Below are 15100 nucleotides of genomic sequence, written 5' to 3' on the forward strand. Positions count from 1 at the left end.
AATGGGAGGGGGTGAAACTGTGGCTGATATATTTGAAAAGGTAAAGGAAATAATAGTTGAACAACTGGGGGTAGAACCTGAGGATGTTAAACCAGAGGCTTCCTTTGTAGATGACCTGGGGGCGGACTCTCTGGATATTGTAGAACTGGTCATGGCTTTGGAGGAAACATTTGATTTGCAGATCCCCGATGAAGATGCGGAAAAAATCCGCAAGGTGGGAGAAGCCGTGCAATACATTAAGGATCATCAATAAAAAGTAAAAAGCCCCGCCGGTAAACCGGTGGGCTTTTTTGAATCACTATATTATTACAGGTTTTCCGGGAGGTTTTGTATTGTTTAAAAGAGTCGTAATTACCGGAATCGGGGCGGTTACCCCGGTGGGAAACAATCTGGATGAATTCTGGAACAATCTCACCGGCGGTGTCAGTGGTGTAGGAACCATTTCCCGGTTTGATACAACAGGATACAGCAGTAAAATTGCGGCCGAAGTGAAAAATTTCAACCCCACGGACTTTATTGACCGCAAAGAGGCCCGCCGGATGGACCGTTTTACCCACTATGCCCTGGCAGCCACCGCCATGGCCGTGGAAAACGCGGGGCTTGACGTGAGTAAAATAAATGGTGACCGGGCCGGGGTTATTTTGGGTTCCGGCGTGGGAGGCATTGAAACACTGGAAGAACAGCACCGGGTGCTGGCGGAGCGTGGCCCGGGCCGGGTGAGTCCTTTTTTTATACCGATGATGATTTCCAACATGGCCTCGGGTCGTATAGCCATTAATTACGGTTTGCGTGGCTGCAATGTAACCACCACCAGCGCCTGCGCATCCAGTGCCAATGCCCTGGGAGATGCCTTTAAAGTGATCCAGCACGGCCAGGCTGATATAATGATCAGCGGGGGGACCGAGGCACCCATTACACCGCTGGCCGTGGCGGGCTTTTGTTCCATGAAAGCCCTGTCCACCCGCAATGACGATCCCGCCGGGGCCAGCCGTCCCTTTGATACTGGCCGTGACGGTTTTGTAATTGCCGAAGGTGCGGTAATACTGGTATTGGAGGAAATGGAACATGCACTGGCCCGGGGTGCCGAAATACTGGCTGAGATTACCGGGTATGGTGCCTCCTGTGACGCCTATCATATTACCGCTCCTGACCCGGTGGGCACCGGAGCTGTGCTGTCCATGCGTTTGGCTCTGGATGATGCCGGCCTGGCCCCGGAAGAGGTGGATTATATTAATGCTCACGGCACTTCCACTTCGCTGGGCGATAAATTGGAGACCCTGGCTATTAAAGAGGTTTTCGGCATACATGCCAAAAACCTGGCGGTCAGTTCCACCAAGTCAATGACGGGGCATTTGCTGGGGGCGGCAGGCGGTTTGGAAACTGCGGTTTGTGTGCTGGCTATTAAAAAGAGCGTGATTCCTCCCACTATTAACCTGACCCACCCTGATCCGGATTGCGATCTGGATTATGTGCCCAACGTCGCCCGCCGGGCTGATGTTGCGGTGGCATTAACCAATTCATTTGGTTTTGGCGGGCATAATGCCACGCTGGTTATAGAAAGGTTTGTGGCGGAAAGGAACAAATAACATGGAGCGTTTTAGCGACATAATTGATGATTTACAAAGGAAGGTGCACTTCGTTTGGCGTAACCCTGAGCTGTTGCGCCTGGCGCTGGTGCACAGCTCTTTTACATATGAAAACAAAGGCCGGGCGGAGCAAAACAATGAGCGATTGGAGTTTCTGGGTGACGCTGTATTGGAATTAATTATCAGCGATTACTACTATCACCTGTTTCCCCATAAGACGGAGGGTGAGCTCACCAAAATGCGTGCATTAACGGTATGCGAACCATCCCTGGCTGCGGTGGCCAGCCGGCTGGAACTGGGCCGGTATTTGTTTATGGGGCGGGGTGAGGAGCGCTCCGGTGGGCGGGAAAGGCCTTCCTTACTGGCGGATGCCTTTGAAGCCCTGCTGGGTTCGGTGTACCTGGATGCCGGTTTGGATGAGGCCCGCCGGGTGGCGTTGCAGCAGCTGGCCGACATTATCGAAGAGGTCAAATCAGGTCAGTCAATGCGTGATTATAAAACCGATTTGCAGGAAATATTACAGCGGAAAAGTGCTGACCCCATCCATTACCTTATTATTGATGAACAAGGCCCTGATCATGATAAAATATTTACGGCGGCGGTGGAATACCGGGGTAAAAGATTGGGCTGGGGGCGGGGCCGGCAAAAAAAAGAAGCGGAACAGCAAGCGGCCAAGATGGCGCTGGAAAAATATGCACGCGAAATATAGTGTAGCCATGTGGAATGTTCAACAGTAATTAATATGACATGACGACTATTTTGCACTAATGTTATATAATATGTTACATCGAGCAAGCCGGGGGGTATTTAAAATGGGTTTTTTTAGTAAGTTAAAGGAGAGCCTGAGCAAAACTAGAAAGAATTTTGTAGAAAAAATAGATTCCATAGTCACCGGCCGTAAAATTATTGATGAAGAACTTTATGAAGAGCTGGAAGAGGCACTGATCCAGGCTGACGTGGGCATTGACGCCGCACTGGAACTGGTGGAAAATCTACGTGGTGAAGTGAAAAAACGCCGGATCGGTGACCCGGAAGAATTAAAGGCTGTACTTAAGGAATTGATCCAGGAAATTTTGGGCGAAGAAACGGCTGCCATAAATATAAATAGCGAACAGCCTGCGGTAATTATGGTGGTGGGGGTCAATGGTGTGGGCAAGACTACCACCATTGGCAAACTTGCCCGCTATTACAAGGAACAAGGTAAAAGTGTGCTATTAAGCGCTGCGGACACTTTCCGGGCGGCGGCCATTGACCAGTTGGAGATATGGGGCAACCGGGTGGGAGTGGCGGTGATCAAACACTCCGAGGGTTCCGATCCCGCCGCTGTAGCCTTTGATTCACTCCAGGCCGCCCGGGCCAGAAAAATTGATGTGCTTATCGTGGATACTGCAGGCCGGCTGCACACCAAAAGCAACTTAATGGAGGAATTGAAAAAGGTGCACCGGGTGCTGGGACGGGAAATGCCCGGCGCTCCTCACGAGGTACTGCTGGTGCTGGATGCCACCACAGGGCAAAATGCCATCAGCCAGGCTCGTCTTTTTAAAGAGGCGGTGGGGGTGACCGGGGTGGCCCTGACCAAATTGGACGGTACCGCCAAGGGCGGGGTGGTAATTGCCATTAAACAGGGTTTGGATATACCCATCAAGATGATTGGTGTGGGCGAGGGTATAGATGATTTGCGTCCCTTTAACGCCCGGGAATTTGCCGACGCTTTGTTTGAAACGGGAAATCAGGCGGCGGAGCGGGTGAGCTGATTTAAAGATGCAAACGGGATATTCCACGTAAATTTGGGGGGAGTGGAATATCAGGTTGGGAGTATAGTGTTTTTTTAAGTAAAAAGGGCTCAAGACCTGGTTTTTAGATCTTGAACCCTTTTCCTTTGACTAAAACTAAAGACAATATGATAAGAAAATGATTAAATTAACTTGTCGGTAGGAGTACCGTCACTGTAGTGTCATTACCCGGTTTGCTTTGTATATCAAGATGACCCCCGTGATTATCGATAACTTTTTTAATTATGAACATTCCGAGTCCAGTGCCCTTTTCCTTGGTGGTGAAAAAGGGGTCGAAAATGCTAGCTATGGTTTGCTCATCCATACCTACCCCTGTATCTTTGATCACAACTTTTACATAGTCTTCATGCTTGCTTTGCGAAGTATGTAAAAAGATTTTGCCGCCATTGGGAAGGGCTTCAAGGGCGTTTTTCAGGATGTTCAGGAACACTTGCTTTAGCTGGTCACTATCCCCGGAAATAGCCGGCAAATCATTTGTTATATCCAGGTTGATTTCCAGGTTGCGGCGGAATATTTCGCTTTCCATCAACATGACCACGTCGTTGATAATTTTTGATATACAACACGGGATACGTTTGGAATAACCGGGCTTGGACAGTTGTAAAAACTCGGTAAGCAGGTTGTTGACCCGGTTCAACTCAGCAAGTGATAAAGAAATATATTTTTCTTTTGAGGTTCCTTTTAAATGATTTTGCAGCAATTGCATAAAACCACTAATTATCGTAAGAGGATTGCGAATTTCGTGCACCATTCCAGCCGCCATTTGTCCCAAGATAGCAAGCTTTTCAGCTTTGATAACTGCGTTCTCCAATTCCTGCTGTCTACCAACAGGGATAAATACAGCCATGGCTCCTGCGGTGGCACCGTTTTTTTCCTTAACCAAGTAAGTATTTACTGTGCATTCAAAGGGACCTGTTACGGGCAGTACAGTTTCGGGGTTAAGTCCTTGAAATTCAATGCCGGTATGGATTGTTTGCAATAACTTATTGATGCCGTGCCCCTGGTGCTTGGAAACAGTATGCAGTGACCTGCCCAGAACATCGTTTTTTAACCCGGTCATTCTGGACAGTACCTGGTTCATTACACAGATGCGGCCCTCCCGGTTAATCATCAGTATCCCTGCGGGTAAATGATTCACAGCTAAATCTAGCCAACCCTCCGCCAATGCTACCATATTAATTAAAACCTCCACTTAACAGATAGCCCCATTCCCATCAAGCCGCTGTACATAGGTGGCTTGAGGGACCCTGGGAATTTAATCCTTAAAGTAATCGGAAATTAGATTACCGTTGCGTAGACGGTAAATGGACAACTCCTTTGTTCCGCTTATTTCCAAAATACCAATGGCAGTTAGGCAATTAAGGGCCGATTCCACCTGGTGACGGGGACGATGCAAACGGAGAGCCAAACCATCTACAGTGTCCCGTGTATGCGGGTTGGCTTGAAAAAAGGCTAATAACTCTATCCTGATTACGCTCTGGAGAATTGGGTCCGTTTCATTGTTTAATCCTTTGGGCACGGGTCTTCCTCCTCAGTGATAATTTCTTAGGAAGAGGCAAGGTGAGGAATTCGCAGTAACCCGCCCCGGTAGACTGGCAGACCATCTCTTCGCAAATAATCTCTTTTTCAAAGATTACACTTAGATAGGCGGCAAAGAATCCCCGCAGCAGGTCACAAATTACCTGCGGGCTACGATATAATTGTCCATACTCATGCGTAACGGCCACTTGAAAGGAGTCATAGCACCGGATCTTGGCTCTGTTGCGGGTTAAGCTGACAGAAACCATTTCCAATCTTCCCAATCCATAGTTCTTTATTTCTTCCTGAAGTAGCTCTAATGGTCGGCAAGGGCGAATTTTTCCGTACTACCCTCTTCTTCATAAGCGTCAATAAAAATCAGTCTACCTGTCTCTTCATATGCAGGGGTACCGACATCGAAGCTTAACAGGTGCTCACGCATTGCACCGGGTACCCCTTCGATCAAAACTGAATTGCCAGGAACAATTCCTCCGTATAATAGCTTATCAAAACCCTTTATCCCGGTAGGTATTTTGGTCAAATAGAATTGCCCCCTTTCCAATATTAATTTAGAACAATACTCTAAATTCTACATTACCTAAAATATTCCTTTGCGAATGGGATAAATTTCTATGTTTATAAACACCAATAGGTTTTGGAGGAAGGAGAAAAAAACTATTTATTTTTTGTCAGATCAATAGTACAATTAAATTAAAATAAGGCATGGAGCCTTGGGGAAAAATGTACAATTGACCGGTCAAAGCAATTGAAAAACTTACAAAAACGATCATGAAGATCTGGCCTGATAAAAGGGCTTGATCTTTTTTGTTTTTCAGGAGGGATAAAATGAAAAAAACCGTTAATTTAGCTGCCGGTATTGTGTTGCTCTTATTTTTACTGGCCATTTCCGGCTGTAATTCCGGCGCCAGTGATGAAACGGGCCAACAGGCGCAGCAGAGTGCACAGAAAACGGGAACATTGCAGTTTATAGCCAATGGGGAAGATTTTGTACGTCAAGGTTTTGTATCCAAGGACGGGTGGGCTATTACTTTTGACCATGTGTATGTAAACCTCTCCGATATCACCGCCTATCAAGCCGATCCCCCCTATGACGCCCACGCCGGCGGTGCGGTACAAGCCCAAAACAAAGCCGCACTGGCGGGTACTTATACTGTGGACCTGGCCCTGGGGGATGAAAACGCGGACCCCATTCTGGTGGGAGAGGTAACGGATGCTGTGTCAGGTCACTATAACGCCATATCGTGGAAAATGATCCGGGCAACGGAAGGTCCCGCCGAGGGTTATAGTATGATGATCAAGGGTATGGCGGAAAAAGACGGGCAAACTGTTGATTTTACAATCAAAGATGAACAAGAGTATCTATACACGGGCGGCGACTATGTGGGAGATGAACGCAAAGGCGTGCTGCAAGAGGGCGGTACTGCGAATGTGGAGATGACCTTTCACTTTGATCACATTTTCGGTGATGCCGAAACTCCGCTGGAGGACGAGCTTAATACAGGTGCACCGGGCTTTAAACCCTTTGCCTCCATCGCGAAAAACGGCCGGGTTGATGTAGATATGGCTACCCTGGAAAGCATGATTACACAAGAGGATTATCAAAAATTGCAGGCCATGTTGCCTACGCTGGGCCATGTGGGAGAAGGGCACTGTAATGTGGAAAAGCTTTAAATAAATGACGGTACCTATTCCCTTTGTAATTATTGGGAATAGGTACCGGCACTACATATAAGCTGTTATGACCTGTGCCGGTCTTCAAACCGGGGGCTGTAGAATGTTGCTGCCGGTATCCTGTAATTGTATAACGAGGAGTTAAAATTATGAAAAAAATATTCATTATCTTCATAACAGTATTATTAATGTTATGGCCCGTGGCGGCCTTTGCCCATGGGGTTGATATTAATTACCAAACTAAAACCGCAGTTGAGATTGTGGCTAAATTCGATACCGGCCAACCGGTAAGTGGGGCGCAGGTTATCGTGTATGCCCCGGATAACCCTACCGAGCCCTGGGTAACTGGTAAGGCGGATGAAAACGGTCGTTATATATTCACCCCCGATCCATCAAAACCCGGCACATGGGATGTACAGGTGCGCCTGGCCGGGCATGGCGGGGTGGTACATGTTCCTGTCGGCGGTGACAACACCGCGGCTTCCGGGAGTACAGGCTACGGCACCATACAAATAGTGGTGATGAGCGCCTGTGTAATCTGGGGGTTCATTGGAACCGCGTTATACTTCGGGAGGAGGAAAAGCTAATGCATATACCCGATGGCATTTTGCCCGCCACTGTATGCCTGGGCGGGTATGCCACTGCCGGGGCGGCTACCTGGTATGCGCTGCGGAAAATTAACCACCAGGGTAACCCCCGTGAAGGCATTCCCAGAGCTTCTTTATTAACAGCAGCCTTTTTGGTAGCCTCATGGATTCATATACCAATACCCCCGGCCAGTGTCCACCTGGTGCTTAACGGTCTTTTGGGTGCAGTGCTGGGCTACTTTGCCATGCCGGCTATATTGATCGGGCTTTTCTTTCAAGCTGTGCTATTCCAGCACGGCGGTCTCACCACGCTGGGTGTAAACGCTACGGTGATGGGGGTGACTGCCTTGCTGGCCCACCAAATCTTTCAACTGCGCAAGGTTTTGGGTGCCAGCAGCCGGACAGCTCTGGCGGTATGCGGTTTTTTGGCCGGAGCCGGAGGTATTGCCCTGGCGGCAGCGGCTGTTTTCACGATACTTTTCAGTACTATACCTGCCCACCTGGATGTGCAGACGGAGCGGGCCGGTATTTACGCCTTAACCCTGGCGCATGTTCCGCTGGCAGTTATTGAAGGAATTTTCACGGCCATGCTGGTTTTATTCTTACAAAAAGTAAAACCCGAGGTTCTGGAGGACTGATAGATATGAATTTACAGCTTGACCGGTATGCTGATTTGAACACACCCGTACACCGCTGGGACCCGCGGTGCAAAATTATCGCCCTGATGGCCCTTATTTTTTCCTTTTCTTTTATCCAGGATTTGCGCTTGATTCCCGTAATGTTCGCCACCAGTGCTGTTTTATATGCCATGGCCGGGCTGCCTTTATCATTTTTATTGACCAGGATGCGTGTGCCGGGCTTTTTCCTGTTCATGATGGGCTTTATACTCCCTTTTTTTTCGGGCGAAACCGTACTCTGGCACCTGGGGCCCCTGGCCATCAGACAGGAAGGATGCCTGGATTTTGTATTAATAGCCAGCAAATTTATGTGCATATTAACGGTCAGTTTTGTTATCTTTGGTACTACACCTTTTATAACCACCGTTAAGGCCATGCGATCACTGGGGCTACCCTATATACTGGCGGATATGACTCTTTTTGCCTACCGCTATCTGTTTGAAATCGGCGAAAACTTAAAAACCATGCAAACATCGATGAGGCTGCGGGGTTTTCGCAGCGGCCCGCGCAAAATGGCTACCCTGGCCGCGCTGGCAGGTACAATTTTAGTGCGCAGCTATGAACAGTCGGACCGGGTGTACAAAGCTATGGTATTGCGCGGTTACGGCCAGCCCGGATCCTTCATGGAAAACTTCCAGCCCAATTATTCCCGCGGTTATGCCGGCCTGGTAACTGCTATCACGGTGGCTGCAATTTTTGTAGCAGCGCAAATACTACTGCATTCTCAAACGGGGGTATAATCATTCATGAATGGCAACACTGAACTCTCTGGTGAACAATCCGCGGTGCCGGTACTTGATATAGCCGACTTATCTTTTTATTACCCGGGACGACCGCCGGTGCTGGAAAAGATCAACTTGCAAGTGTGGCCGGGGCAGCGGGTAGGTATCATCGGCCCCAACGGGGCCGGTAAAACCACCTTTTTTATGCTAAATTGCGGGGTGATCAAACCTTCGTCGGGCAGAATTCTTTTATATGATAAGCCCGTGAAAACAGGGGAGTTTCGTCCTGAACTGGGGATGATTTTTCAAAACCAGGACGACCAGTTGTTTTGCCCCTCGGTGAAGGATGATGTTGCCTTTGGCCCAACCAATATGGGGCTTAGCAAAAGGGAAGTGGAAGCCAGGGTGCAGGAGGCCCTTGCCACCATCGGCATTGAGGAACTGGCCGAGCGCCCGCCCCACCAGCTTTCGGGCGGTGAAAAGCGGTTGGTGGCCCTGGCCGGCGTGCTGGCCATGCGCCCCAGGCTGGTTATTTATGATGAACCCACTTCCAACCTGGACCTGCGTTACCGGCGCAGGTTGATAAACATTCTCAATGCTTCCACCCAGGATGCCATGTTGATAGCATCCCACGACCTGGAGTTTATATTGGAGGTGTGCAACCGGGTTATTCTTTTGGATAACGGTTCGGTCATTGCCGACGGTAACCCCTGGGAAATTATGGGCGACGCTGAGCTGATGCACAATCACGGTTTGGAAAAACCCCACTCCCTGGTGCCGCATGTGGATAAACACCATTCCTGGCAAATTTAGCGGGTTCCGTTTTTTAAGTTCAAATTTTCAGTCCAAAATTAGCAGGCCAATTTACATCATGACTGGGTCTGCTTTTTTTTGCAATATGATATAACTATTGTTTTGTAACAGTCCACAACTTGAAATACCCTCTAAATGTCTATGACATGGGCATTTATCAATGGGGGTTGCTTAAATGACTTACTTGTTTTAAAGTCGAGTTTTTATTATTTTTCCCTGGTGTGTAGAATACAGTCCATACCAGGTCAATACATAATTTATGTTGGAAAAGGATTGCATGGAAAAATCGCGAATACTAGGTAAAGTTACACGTCATGCTAATAACATGAAGAATAGCAACGGAGGTTTTAAAATGAGCGTACCTATTGCCATTATCGGAGGTACCGGGGTTTACGACCCCAATATACTAACGGATATCACCGAAGAAAAGGTGGACACACCCTATGGAAGTATCAGGGTGAAAGTGGGCAGTTACCAGGGTAAACGGGTGGCCTTTATGGCCCGGCACGGTGAAGATCATTCCGTGGCGCCGCACCGTATCAACTACCGGGCCAACATCTACGGGCTAAGCATGCTGGGTGTTAAAAACATTTTTGCCACCGCCGCCGTGGGTTCATTGAATCCTGATATGAAACCCAAAGATTTTGTCTTTATAGACCAGTTTTTGGATTTTACCAAATCCAGGCCCCAAACCTTTGTGGAGCAAGGGGTGATACACCTGGATATGACTGATCCCTATTGCCCGCGGCTGCGCCGGGTGCTTCAGGAAGCAGCCCAAAAGCACGGGTTACCCCACCATACCAGGGGCACCTACGTGTGTATGGAAGGACCGCGGTTTGAAACACCGGCGGAAATACGCATGCTTAGCCGGTTGGGGGGCGACGTGGTGGGCATGACCAGCGTGCCCGAAGTGGTACTAGCCCGGGAAGCTGAAATGTGTTACGCCACCATTGTTATGGTGACCAATTTTGCTGCGGGTATTTCGCCGGACCGGCTGTCCCACCAGGAAGTGGTTGATGTTATGAACGAAAATGTGCTTAACTTGAGAGCTTTAGTAATGGAAGCCATTGCCGGTGTTGACGAGGGCGCGGATTGCCCGTGCCAGCATTTGCCCCAGGATCCGTCTGCTGTAAAGTAGCCGCAGGCAAAAGGTGTAAGGTAAACTAAACGTTTGAAAGGATCGTGTTGGCATATGGAAACATTGGAAACTATGCGCTGGGTGGATGGCTGCCTGGAAATACTGGACCAGACGCTGTTACCGGGTAAAACCCAGTATATCAAGTGCCGGCAGTACACCACCGTATGCGAGGCCATTCGCCGGCTCAGCGTGCGCGGCGCACCGGCCATCGGGGCCGCCGCCGCCTATGGCCTGGCCCTTGGAGCAGCGGCTTTAAAGCCTGCGGGCAGCGAGGAATTTATGGCGGGGGTGGAGCAAATCGCCCGGGATTTAACCGCCACCAGGCCCACAGCGGTGAATTTGCAGTGGGCTGTTGACCGGATGTTGGGGGTTTTGCGTGATAACATAACAGGCGGCATAGAGGCTGCCAAGGAAAAGTTGCTGGCAGAAGCCCACGCTATATACCGTGAAGATTTGGAAAGTAACCGTCGTATGGGCCAGTTTGGTGAAAAACTGATTCCCCATGGCGCTGCTATTTTAACCCATTGCAATGCCGGTGCGCTGGCCACTGCGGGTATCGGTACCGCCCTTGGGGTAATCCGGGCTGCCCACCAGGCCGGAAAAAATATCAGCGTTTACGCCGACGAAACCAGGCCGCTGCTTCAGGGGGCTCGCCTGACCACCTGGGAAATGGTGCAGGAGCAAATCCCGGTAACCCTTTTGACCGATAATATGGCTGGTTTCCTTATGGCCCGGGGCAAGGTGGATTTGGTTATCGTAGGGGCGGACCGTATTGCCGCCAATGGCGATGTGGCCAATAAAATAGGTACATATGGTGTGGCGGTGCTGGCCAAGGAGCACGGCCTGCCCTTTTACGTGGCCGCGCCTATGTCTACCATTGATTTTAATATTTCCGGCGGCCATGAAATACCCATCGAGAACCGGGATGAGCAGGAAGTGACCTGTTTTGCCGGCCGGCGTGTGGCACCCGAGGGGGTTCAGGTCTGGAACCCGGCATTTGATGTGACACCGGCCCGCCTGGTTACCGCCATTATCACCGACCGGGGTGTAGCCCGCCCGCCTTATCAAGAAAGCCTGGCGGCGCTGGCCGGTAAATAAACTTGTACCAGTTATATATCCAATAAAGCAAGGCCTGTTACGGGTGCTTATATCTTTAATGGCCAGCATACTGGCCTTTTTGAGTGATAAATACAGGGATTAATTTTCTCCCGTACGGATTACTGTACCGGTTAAACTTTGTTACTTGTAAGGAGCTGATCTTTTGTCGGACTATGTGATAAGGGATATTAATTTGCATGAGCAGGGCCGGCTGAAAATAGATTGGGTCAAGGCCCATATGCCTGTGCTTAATGTTCTCCGGGAAGAATTTGAAAAAAACCGTCCCTTCCAGGGGGTCCGGATAGCCATGAGCATACATTTGGAGGCCAAAACAGCTTACCTGGCCGAAGTGCTCAGTGCCGGCGGGGCCGAGGTGGCCATAACAGGTTCAAACCCCCTGTCCACCCAGGATGATGTAGCGGCCGCCCTGGCCCGGGCGGGTATCAAAGTATACGCCTGGTATGACGCCACCGCCCAAGAATACGATGAGCACCTGCGCCTGGTGCTGGGTAACCACCCCCAGGTGGTGATAGATGATGGGGGCGACCTGGTGCACCTGTTGCACACCGACTTGCGGGAACAGGCCGGGGAAGTGCTGGGCGGTGCTGAGGAAACCACCACCGGAGTACTGCGCCTCAGGGCGCTGGAACGGGCCGGGCAATTGTTGTTTCCCATGATTGCGGTCAATGATGCCCGGTGTAAGCATTTGTTTGACAATCGCTACGGTACTGGCGAATCGGTCTGGTCCGGCATACTGCGCACCACCAACCTGGTCACTGCTGGCAAAACTGTAGTGGTCATGGGCTATGGCTGGTGCGGTAAGGGGGTGGCCATGCGGGCCAAGGGTCTGGGGGCCAGTGTAATTATTTGCGAAACTGATCCCGTAAAGGCCATTGAAGCGTATATGGACGGCCACCGAGTGATGCACAGCGAGCAGGCTGCCTACGAAGGGGATATTTTTATCACCGTTTCCGGGTGCCGGGATTTACTGCGCACCAGCCACTTCCAGCGCATGAAGAATGGTGCCATCCTGGCCAATGCCGGCCATTTTGATGTGGAAATCAATATCCCCGAGCTGGAACGGGTTTCGGTTTCCCGCCGTACCGTGCGCCATAATATTGAGGAATTTAAACTGCCCGATGGACGCCGCCTGTACCTGCTAGCCGAGGGCAGGCTGGTGAACCTGGCGGCCGGGGACGGGCACCCTGCGGAAATTATGGACACGTCCTTTGGTTTACAGGCCCTTTCGGCACTGTACATTGTGCAGCATGGTCGTGATTTGGACAAGAAGGTATACAATGTTTTACCTGAACTGGACAACCGGGTGGCGGAATTAAAGCTGCAATCCCTGGGTATACAAATAGACCGGCTCACCAGTGATCAATACAGCTATATTAACGAATGGCGGTGCGAGTGAGGGGGAGGTGCATTGTTTCAAGCATTGGAAAAAATTAAGGAACAAGTTTTAAAAACCGGGGCCAGTATGGCCGGAGCCGGTTTGGTAACGGGCACCTGGGGTAATATATCGGCCCGGGTACCCGGAAAAAACCTGTTTGTGGTAACCCCCAGCGGTATGTCCTATGACCTGATGGAAAAAGCGGATTTAGTAATTGTGGATGATACCGGGCGCGTGGTGGAGGGGGCGCGCAAACCATCCACGGAACTAATGCTGCACCTGGCCCTCTACAATGCCCGGGTACAAACGGGTGCCATAGTGCATACCCACAGTATTTACGCCAGCGCCCTCGCTGTGGCCGGTAAATCCCTACCCCCTGTTTTGGAGGACCAGGTGCAACTGGCCGGCGGTGCGGTGCCGGTGACCAGGTATGCCCGGGCAGGCACCGCCGACCTGGCTTCTGCGGCCGTGGAGGCGCTGGGGCAGAGCAATGCCGTGCTGTTGGCCAACCACGGCCTGGTGGGACTCGGTCGCACCGTGGAGGAAGCATACCTGGTTTGCCAGGTGGTGGAAAAGGCTGCCCGGGTATATATACTGGCGGAATTAGTTGGCCGGGCTGCAGTATTGCCCCCCGGTGAAGTTGCGTTACTGAGGGAGGCTTTCCTGACCTGCTACGGGCAACCGGGTAAATAGAATAGAACAAGTTTTAAGTTAGTTTAATAAAGTTTAAGCTTAACCCCAAAGGAGGTTATTTATGGCGGATTTACTGGTTAAATGTATGGCTGTTTTAACCATGGACGGCGAGGATGGTATTATCAAGGGCGGTGAAATTGCGGTCCGGGATGATATTATATACCACGTGGGACCCGCGGGTTCCACACCGGGGGATTTTACACCGGAGAGGGTGCTGGATTACCCCCGGATGGTGGCCATGCCCGGGTTTGTCAACTGCCACACCCACGCGGCCATGACGCTTTTTCGGGGTTATGCCGATGACCTGCCCTTAATGCAGTGGCTGAATGAAAAAATTTGGCCTCTGGAGGCGCTCCTGACCCCGGAGGATATTTACCGGGGCACGCTCCTTTGCTGTGCGGAAATGATTCGGGGCGGCACCACCACCTTTGCCGATATGTATGATGCCATGGGCCGGGTGGCCCAGGCCGTAGACGAGTCAGGCATGCGGGCAAATCTCAGCCGGGGGATGATTGGCTTTGGTGCCCGGGGGGAAAAGGCACTGGCAGAAAGTGTGGAGTTTATCAAAGAATGGCACGGCGGTGCCGGCGGGCGAGTGACCACCATGTTCGGTCCCCATGCTCCATATACCTGCCCGCCGGAGTTTTTAAAAAAGGTGATAGCTGCGGCCCGGGAACTGGGTGTGGGTATCCACATTCACGTGGCCGAAACTAAGGATGAGATTAAAGAAATCAACGAAAAGTACGGCAAAACTCCGGTCGCTTTGCTGGAAGAAGTGGGGCTTTTTGAGTTACCCGTACTGGCTGCCCACTGTGTACACTTGAGCGACAGCGATATGGATATTTTAGTGCGGCGCCGGGTGGGTATAGCCCATAACCCCCAGAGCAATATGAAACTGGCCAGCGGAGTAGCTCCGGTGACCCGTTTGCTGGAAAAGGGCGCGGTGGTTGGTCTGGGTACCGACGGTGCTTCCAGTAACAATAACCTGGATATGCTGGAGGAAATAAGGACCGCGGCCTTCCTGCAAAAGCTGTATACCGGCGACGCCAGTGCCTTACCAGCCTATCAGGCTTTGTACATGGCCACCGCCGGGGGAGCTTTGGCCCTGGGTATGCAAGATCAAATCGGCCGTCTGGTGAGCGGGCTTAAAGCTGATATCATTTTAATGGATATGCACAAACCGCACCTGTACCCGCTGTTTGATATTTATGCCCATATTGCCTACGCCGCCTCGTCAGCGGATGTGCATACCGTAATTATTGATGGACGGGTGGTTATGGAAAACCGCCGCATATTGACGCTGGATGAGGATGCAATTATGGCGCGGGCTCACAAATGTGCCGAGGAACTGGTGCAGCGAAGTGCTAATAATGGCAATGGTTAATTT

General features: G+C 50.7%; 18 protein-coding genes. 14 read left to right on the plus strand and 4 right to left on the minus strand.

The window, feature by feature from the left end:
• The first annotated feature begins 1 nt into the window (after position 1).
• The 4 genes from acpP to ftsY all read left to right on the plus strand — a co-directional run bounded on the left by acpP (position 2) and on the right by ftsY (position 3340).
• Positions 2-253 (plus strand): acyl carrier protein, encoded by a 252-nt coding sequence (acpP, locus tag LX24_RS03010; protein ID WP_279233170.1) that lies wholly within the window; start codon positions 2-4, stop codon positions 251-253.
• 79 nt (positions 254-332) lie between these two features.
• Complete coding sequence (gene fabF, locus LX24_RS03015) at positions 333-1586, plus strand: beta-ketoacyl-ACP synthase II (RefSeq protein WP_166510653.1); 1254 nt, start codon at positions 333-335, stop codon at positions 1584-1586.
• Between the two features lies 1 nt (position 1587).
• Positions 1588-2295 carry a ribonuclease III gene (gene rnc / locus LX24_RS03020; RefSeq protein WP_166510654.1) on the plus strand — a complete coding sequence of 236 codons (708 nt, stop codon included), beginning with the start codon at positions 1588-1590 and terminating at the stop codon, positions 2293-2295.
• Between the two features lie 103 nt (positions 2296-2398).
• On the plus strand, positions 2399-3340 hold the full coding sequence (gene ftsY, locus LX24_RS03025) for a signal recognition particle-docking protein FtsY (RefSeq protein ID WP_166510655.1): 942 nt from the start codon (positions 2399-2401) through the stop codon (positions 3338-3340).
• A gap of 166 nt (positions 3341-3506) precedes the next feature.
• Here the strand turns inward: ftsY and LX24_RS03030 are convergent, their stop codons facing one another.
• From LX24_RS03030 to LX24_RS03045, 4 genes are all read right to left on the minus strand, one after another.
• Positions 3507-4553 carry a two-component system sensor histidine kinase NtrB gene (locus tag LX24_RS03030; protein WP_166510656.1) on the minus strand — a complete coding sequence of 349 codons (1047 nt, stop codon included), beginning with the start codon at positions 4551-4553 and terminating at the stop codon, positions 3507-3509.
• An 81-nt stretch (positions 4554-4634) separates the two neighbouring features.
• Positions 4635-4898, minus strand: coding sequence for a hypothetical protein (locus LX24_RS03035; protein WP_166510657.1), 264 nt, complete (start codon positions 4896-4898; stop codon positions 4635-4637).
• On the minus strand, positions 4876-5166 hold the full coding sequence (locus LX24_RS03040; RefSeq protein WP_166510658.1) for a 4-vinyl reductase: 291 nt from the start codon (positions 5164-5166) through the stop codon (positions 4876-4878). Before LX24_RS03040 ends, LX24_RS03035 begins: the two co-directional genes overlap by 23 nt.
• A 47-nt stretch (positions 5167-5213) precedes the next feature.
• Positions 5214-5438 carry an ATPase domain-containing protein gene (locus LX24_RS03045; protein WP_166510659.1) on the minus strand — a complete coding sequence of 75 codons (225 nt, stop codon included), beginning with the start codon at positions 5436-5438 and terminating at the stop codon, positions 5214-5216.
• A 305-nt stretch (positions 5439-5743) separates the two neighbouring features.
• Between LX24_RS03045 and LX24_RS03050 the strand changes: the two genes are divergently transcribed.
• From LX24_RS03050 to LX24_RS03095, 10 genes are all read left to right on the plus strand, one after another.
• Complete coding sequence (locus tag LX24_RS03050) at positions 5744-6589, plus strand: DUF4382 domain-containing protein (protein WP_166510660.1); 846 nt, start codon at positions 5744-5746, stop codon at positions 6587-6589.
• Between the two features lie 149 nt (positions 6590-6738).
• Entirely contained in the window at positions 6739-7176 is a 438-nt protein-coding gene (locus LX24_RS03055) for a FixH family protein (protein ID WP_166510661.1), read from the plus strand.
• A complete protein-coding gene (cbiM, locus tag LX24_RS03060; protein WP_166510662.1) occupies positions 7176-7814 on the plus strand; it encodes a cobalt transporter CbiM in 639 nt (212 codons plus the stop codon). The genes LX24_RS03055 and cbiM overlap by 1 nt, the downstream gene beginning before the upstream one ends.
• 5 nt (positions 7815-7819) lie before the next feature.
• On the plus strand, positions 7820-8593 hold the full coding sequence (gene cbiQ, locus LX24_RS03065; RefSeq protein ID WP_166510663.1) for a cobalt ECF transporter T component CbiQ: 774 nt from the start codon (positions 7820-7822) through the stop codon (positions 8591-8593).
• Positions 8594-8599: 6 nt separating this feature from the next.
• Positions 8600-9388, plus strand: a complete 789-nt coding sequence (locus LX24_RS03070; RefSeq protein ID WP_166510664.1) for an energy-coupling factor ABC transporter ATP-binding protein — start codon at positions 8600-8602, stop codon at positions 9386-9388.
• A gap of 352 nt (positions 9389-9740) precedes the next feature.
• Positions 9741-10526, plus strand: coding sequence for an S-methyl-5'-thioadenosine phosphorylase (gene mtnP / locus LX24_RS03075; protein ID WP_166510665.1), 786 nt, complete (start codon positions 9741-9743; stop codon positions 10524-10526).
• A 63-nt stretch (positions 10527-10589) separates the two neighbouring features.
• Complete coding sequence (gene mtnA, locus LX24_RS03080) at positions 10590-11624, plus strand: S-methyl-5-thioribose-1-phosphate isomerase (RefSeq protein WP_166510713.1); 1035 nt, start codon at positions 10590-10592, stop codon at positions 11622-11624.
• A 163-nt stretch (positions 11625-11787) separates the two neighbouring features.
• Positions 11788-13041 carry an adenosylhomocysteinase gene (locus LX24_RS03085; RefSeq protein WP_166510666.1) on the plus strand — a complete coding sequence of 418 codons (1254 nt, stop codon included), beginning with the start codon at positions 11788-11790 and terminating at the stop codon, positions 13039-13041.
• 12 nt (positions 13042-13053) lie between these two features.
• Positions 13054-13713, plus strand: a complete 660-nt coding sequence (locus tag LX24_RS03090) for a class II aldolase/adducin family protein (RefSeq protein ID WP_166510667.1) — start codon at positions 13054-13056, stop codon at positions 13711-13713.
• Between the two features lie 61 nt (positions 13714-13774).
• Positions 13775-15097 (plus strand): amidohydrolase, encoded by a 1323-nt coding sequence (locus tag LX24_RS03095; protein ID WP_166510668.1) that lies wholly within the window; start codon positions 13775-13777, stop codon positions 15095-15097.
• Positions 15098-15100: the final 3 nt, after the last annotated feature.

Origin of the sequence: Desulfallas thermosapovorans DSM 6562 (genome assembly GCF_008124625.1) — a bacterium.
GTDB lineage: Bacteria > Bacillota > Desulfotomaculia > Desulfotomaculales > Desulfallaceae > Sporotomaculum > Sporotomaculum thermosapovorans.

Excerpts from the sequence above, each read along its gene's own strand:
- acpP (WP_279233170.1), top strand. The coding sequence starts at position 2 with ATGGGAGGGGGTGAAACTGTGGCTGATATATTTGAAAAGGTAAAGGAA.
- rnc (WP_166510654.1), top strand. The coding sequence starts at position 1,588 with ATGGAGCGTTTTAGCGACATAATTGATGATTTACAAAGGAAGGTGCAC.
- ftsY (WP_166510655.1), top strand. The coding sequence starts at position 2,399 with ATGGGTTTTTTTAGTAAGTTAAAGGAGAGCCTGAGCAAAACTAGAAAG.
- LX24_RS03030 (WP_166510656.1), bottom strand. The coding sequence starts at position 4,553 with ATGGTAGCATTGGCGGAGGGTTGGCTAGATTTAGCTGTGAATCATTTA.
- LX24_RS03040 (WP_166510658.1), bottom strand. The coding sequence starts at position 5,166 with ATGGTTTCTGTCAGCTTAACCCGCAACAGAGCCAAGATCCGGTGCTAT.
- LX24_RS03050 (WP_166510660.1), top strand. The coding sequence starts at position 5,744 with ATGAAAAAAACCGTTAATTTAGCTGCCGGTATTGTGTTGCTCTTATTT.
- LX24_RS03055 (WP_166510661.1), top strand. The coding sequence starts at position 6,739 with ATGAAAAAAATATTCATTATCTTCATAACAGTATTATTAATGTTATGG.
- cbiM (WP_166510662.1), top strand. The coding sequence starts at position 7,176 with ATGCATATACCCGATGGCATTTTGCCCGCCACTGTATGCCTGGGCGGG.
- cbiQ (WP_166510663.1), top strand. The coding sequence starts at position 7,820 with ATGAATTTACAGCTTGACCGGTATGCTGATTTGAACACACCCGTACAC.
- LX24_RS03070 (WP_166510664.1), top strand. The coding sequence starts at position 8,600 with ATGAATGGCAACACTGAACTCTCTGGTGAACAATCCGCGGTGCCGGTA.
- mtnP (WP_166510665.1), top strand. The coding sequence starts at position 9,741 with ATGAGCGTACCTATTGCCATTATCGGAGGTACCGGGGTTTACGACCCC.
- LX24_RS03095 (WP_166510668.1), top strand. The coding sequence starts at position 13,775 with ATGGCGGATTTACTGGTTAAATGTATGGCTGTTTTAACCATGGACGGC.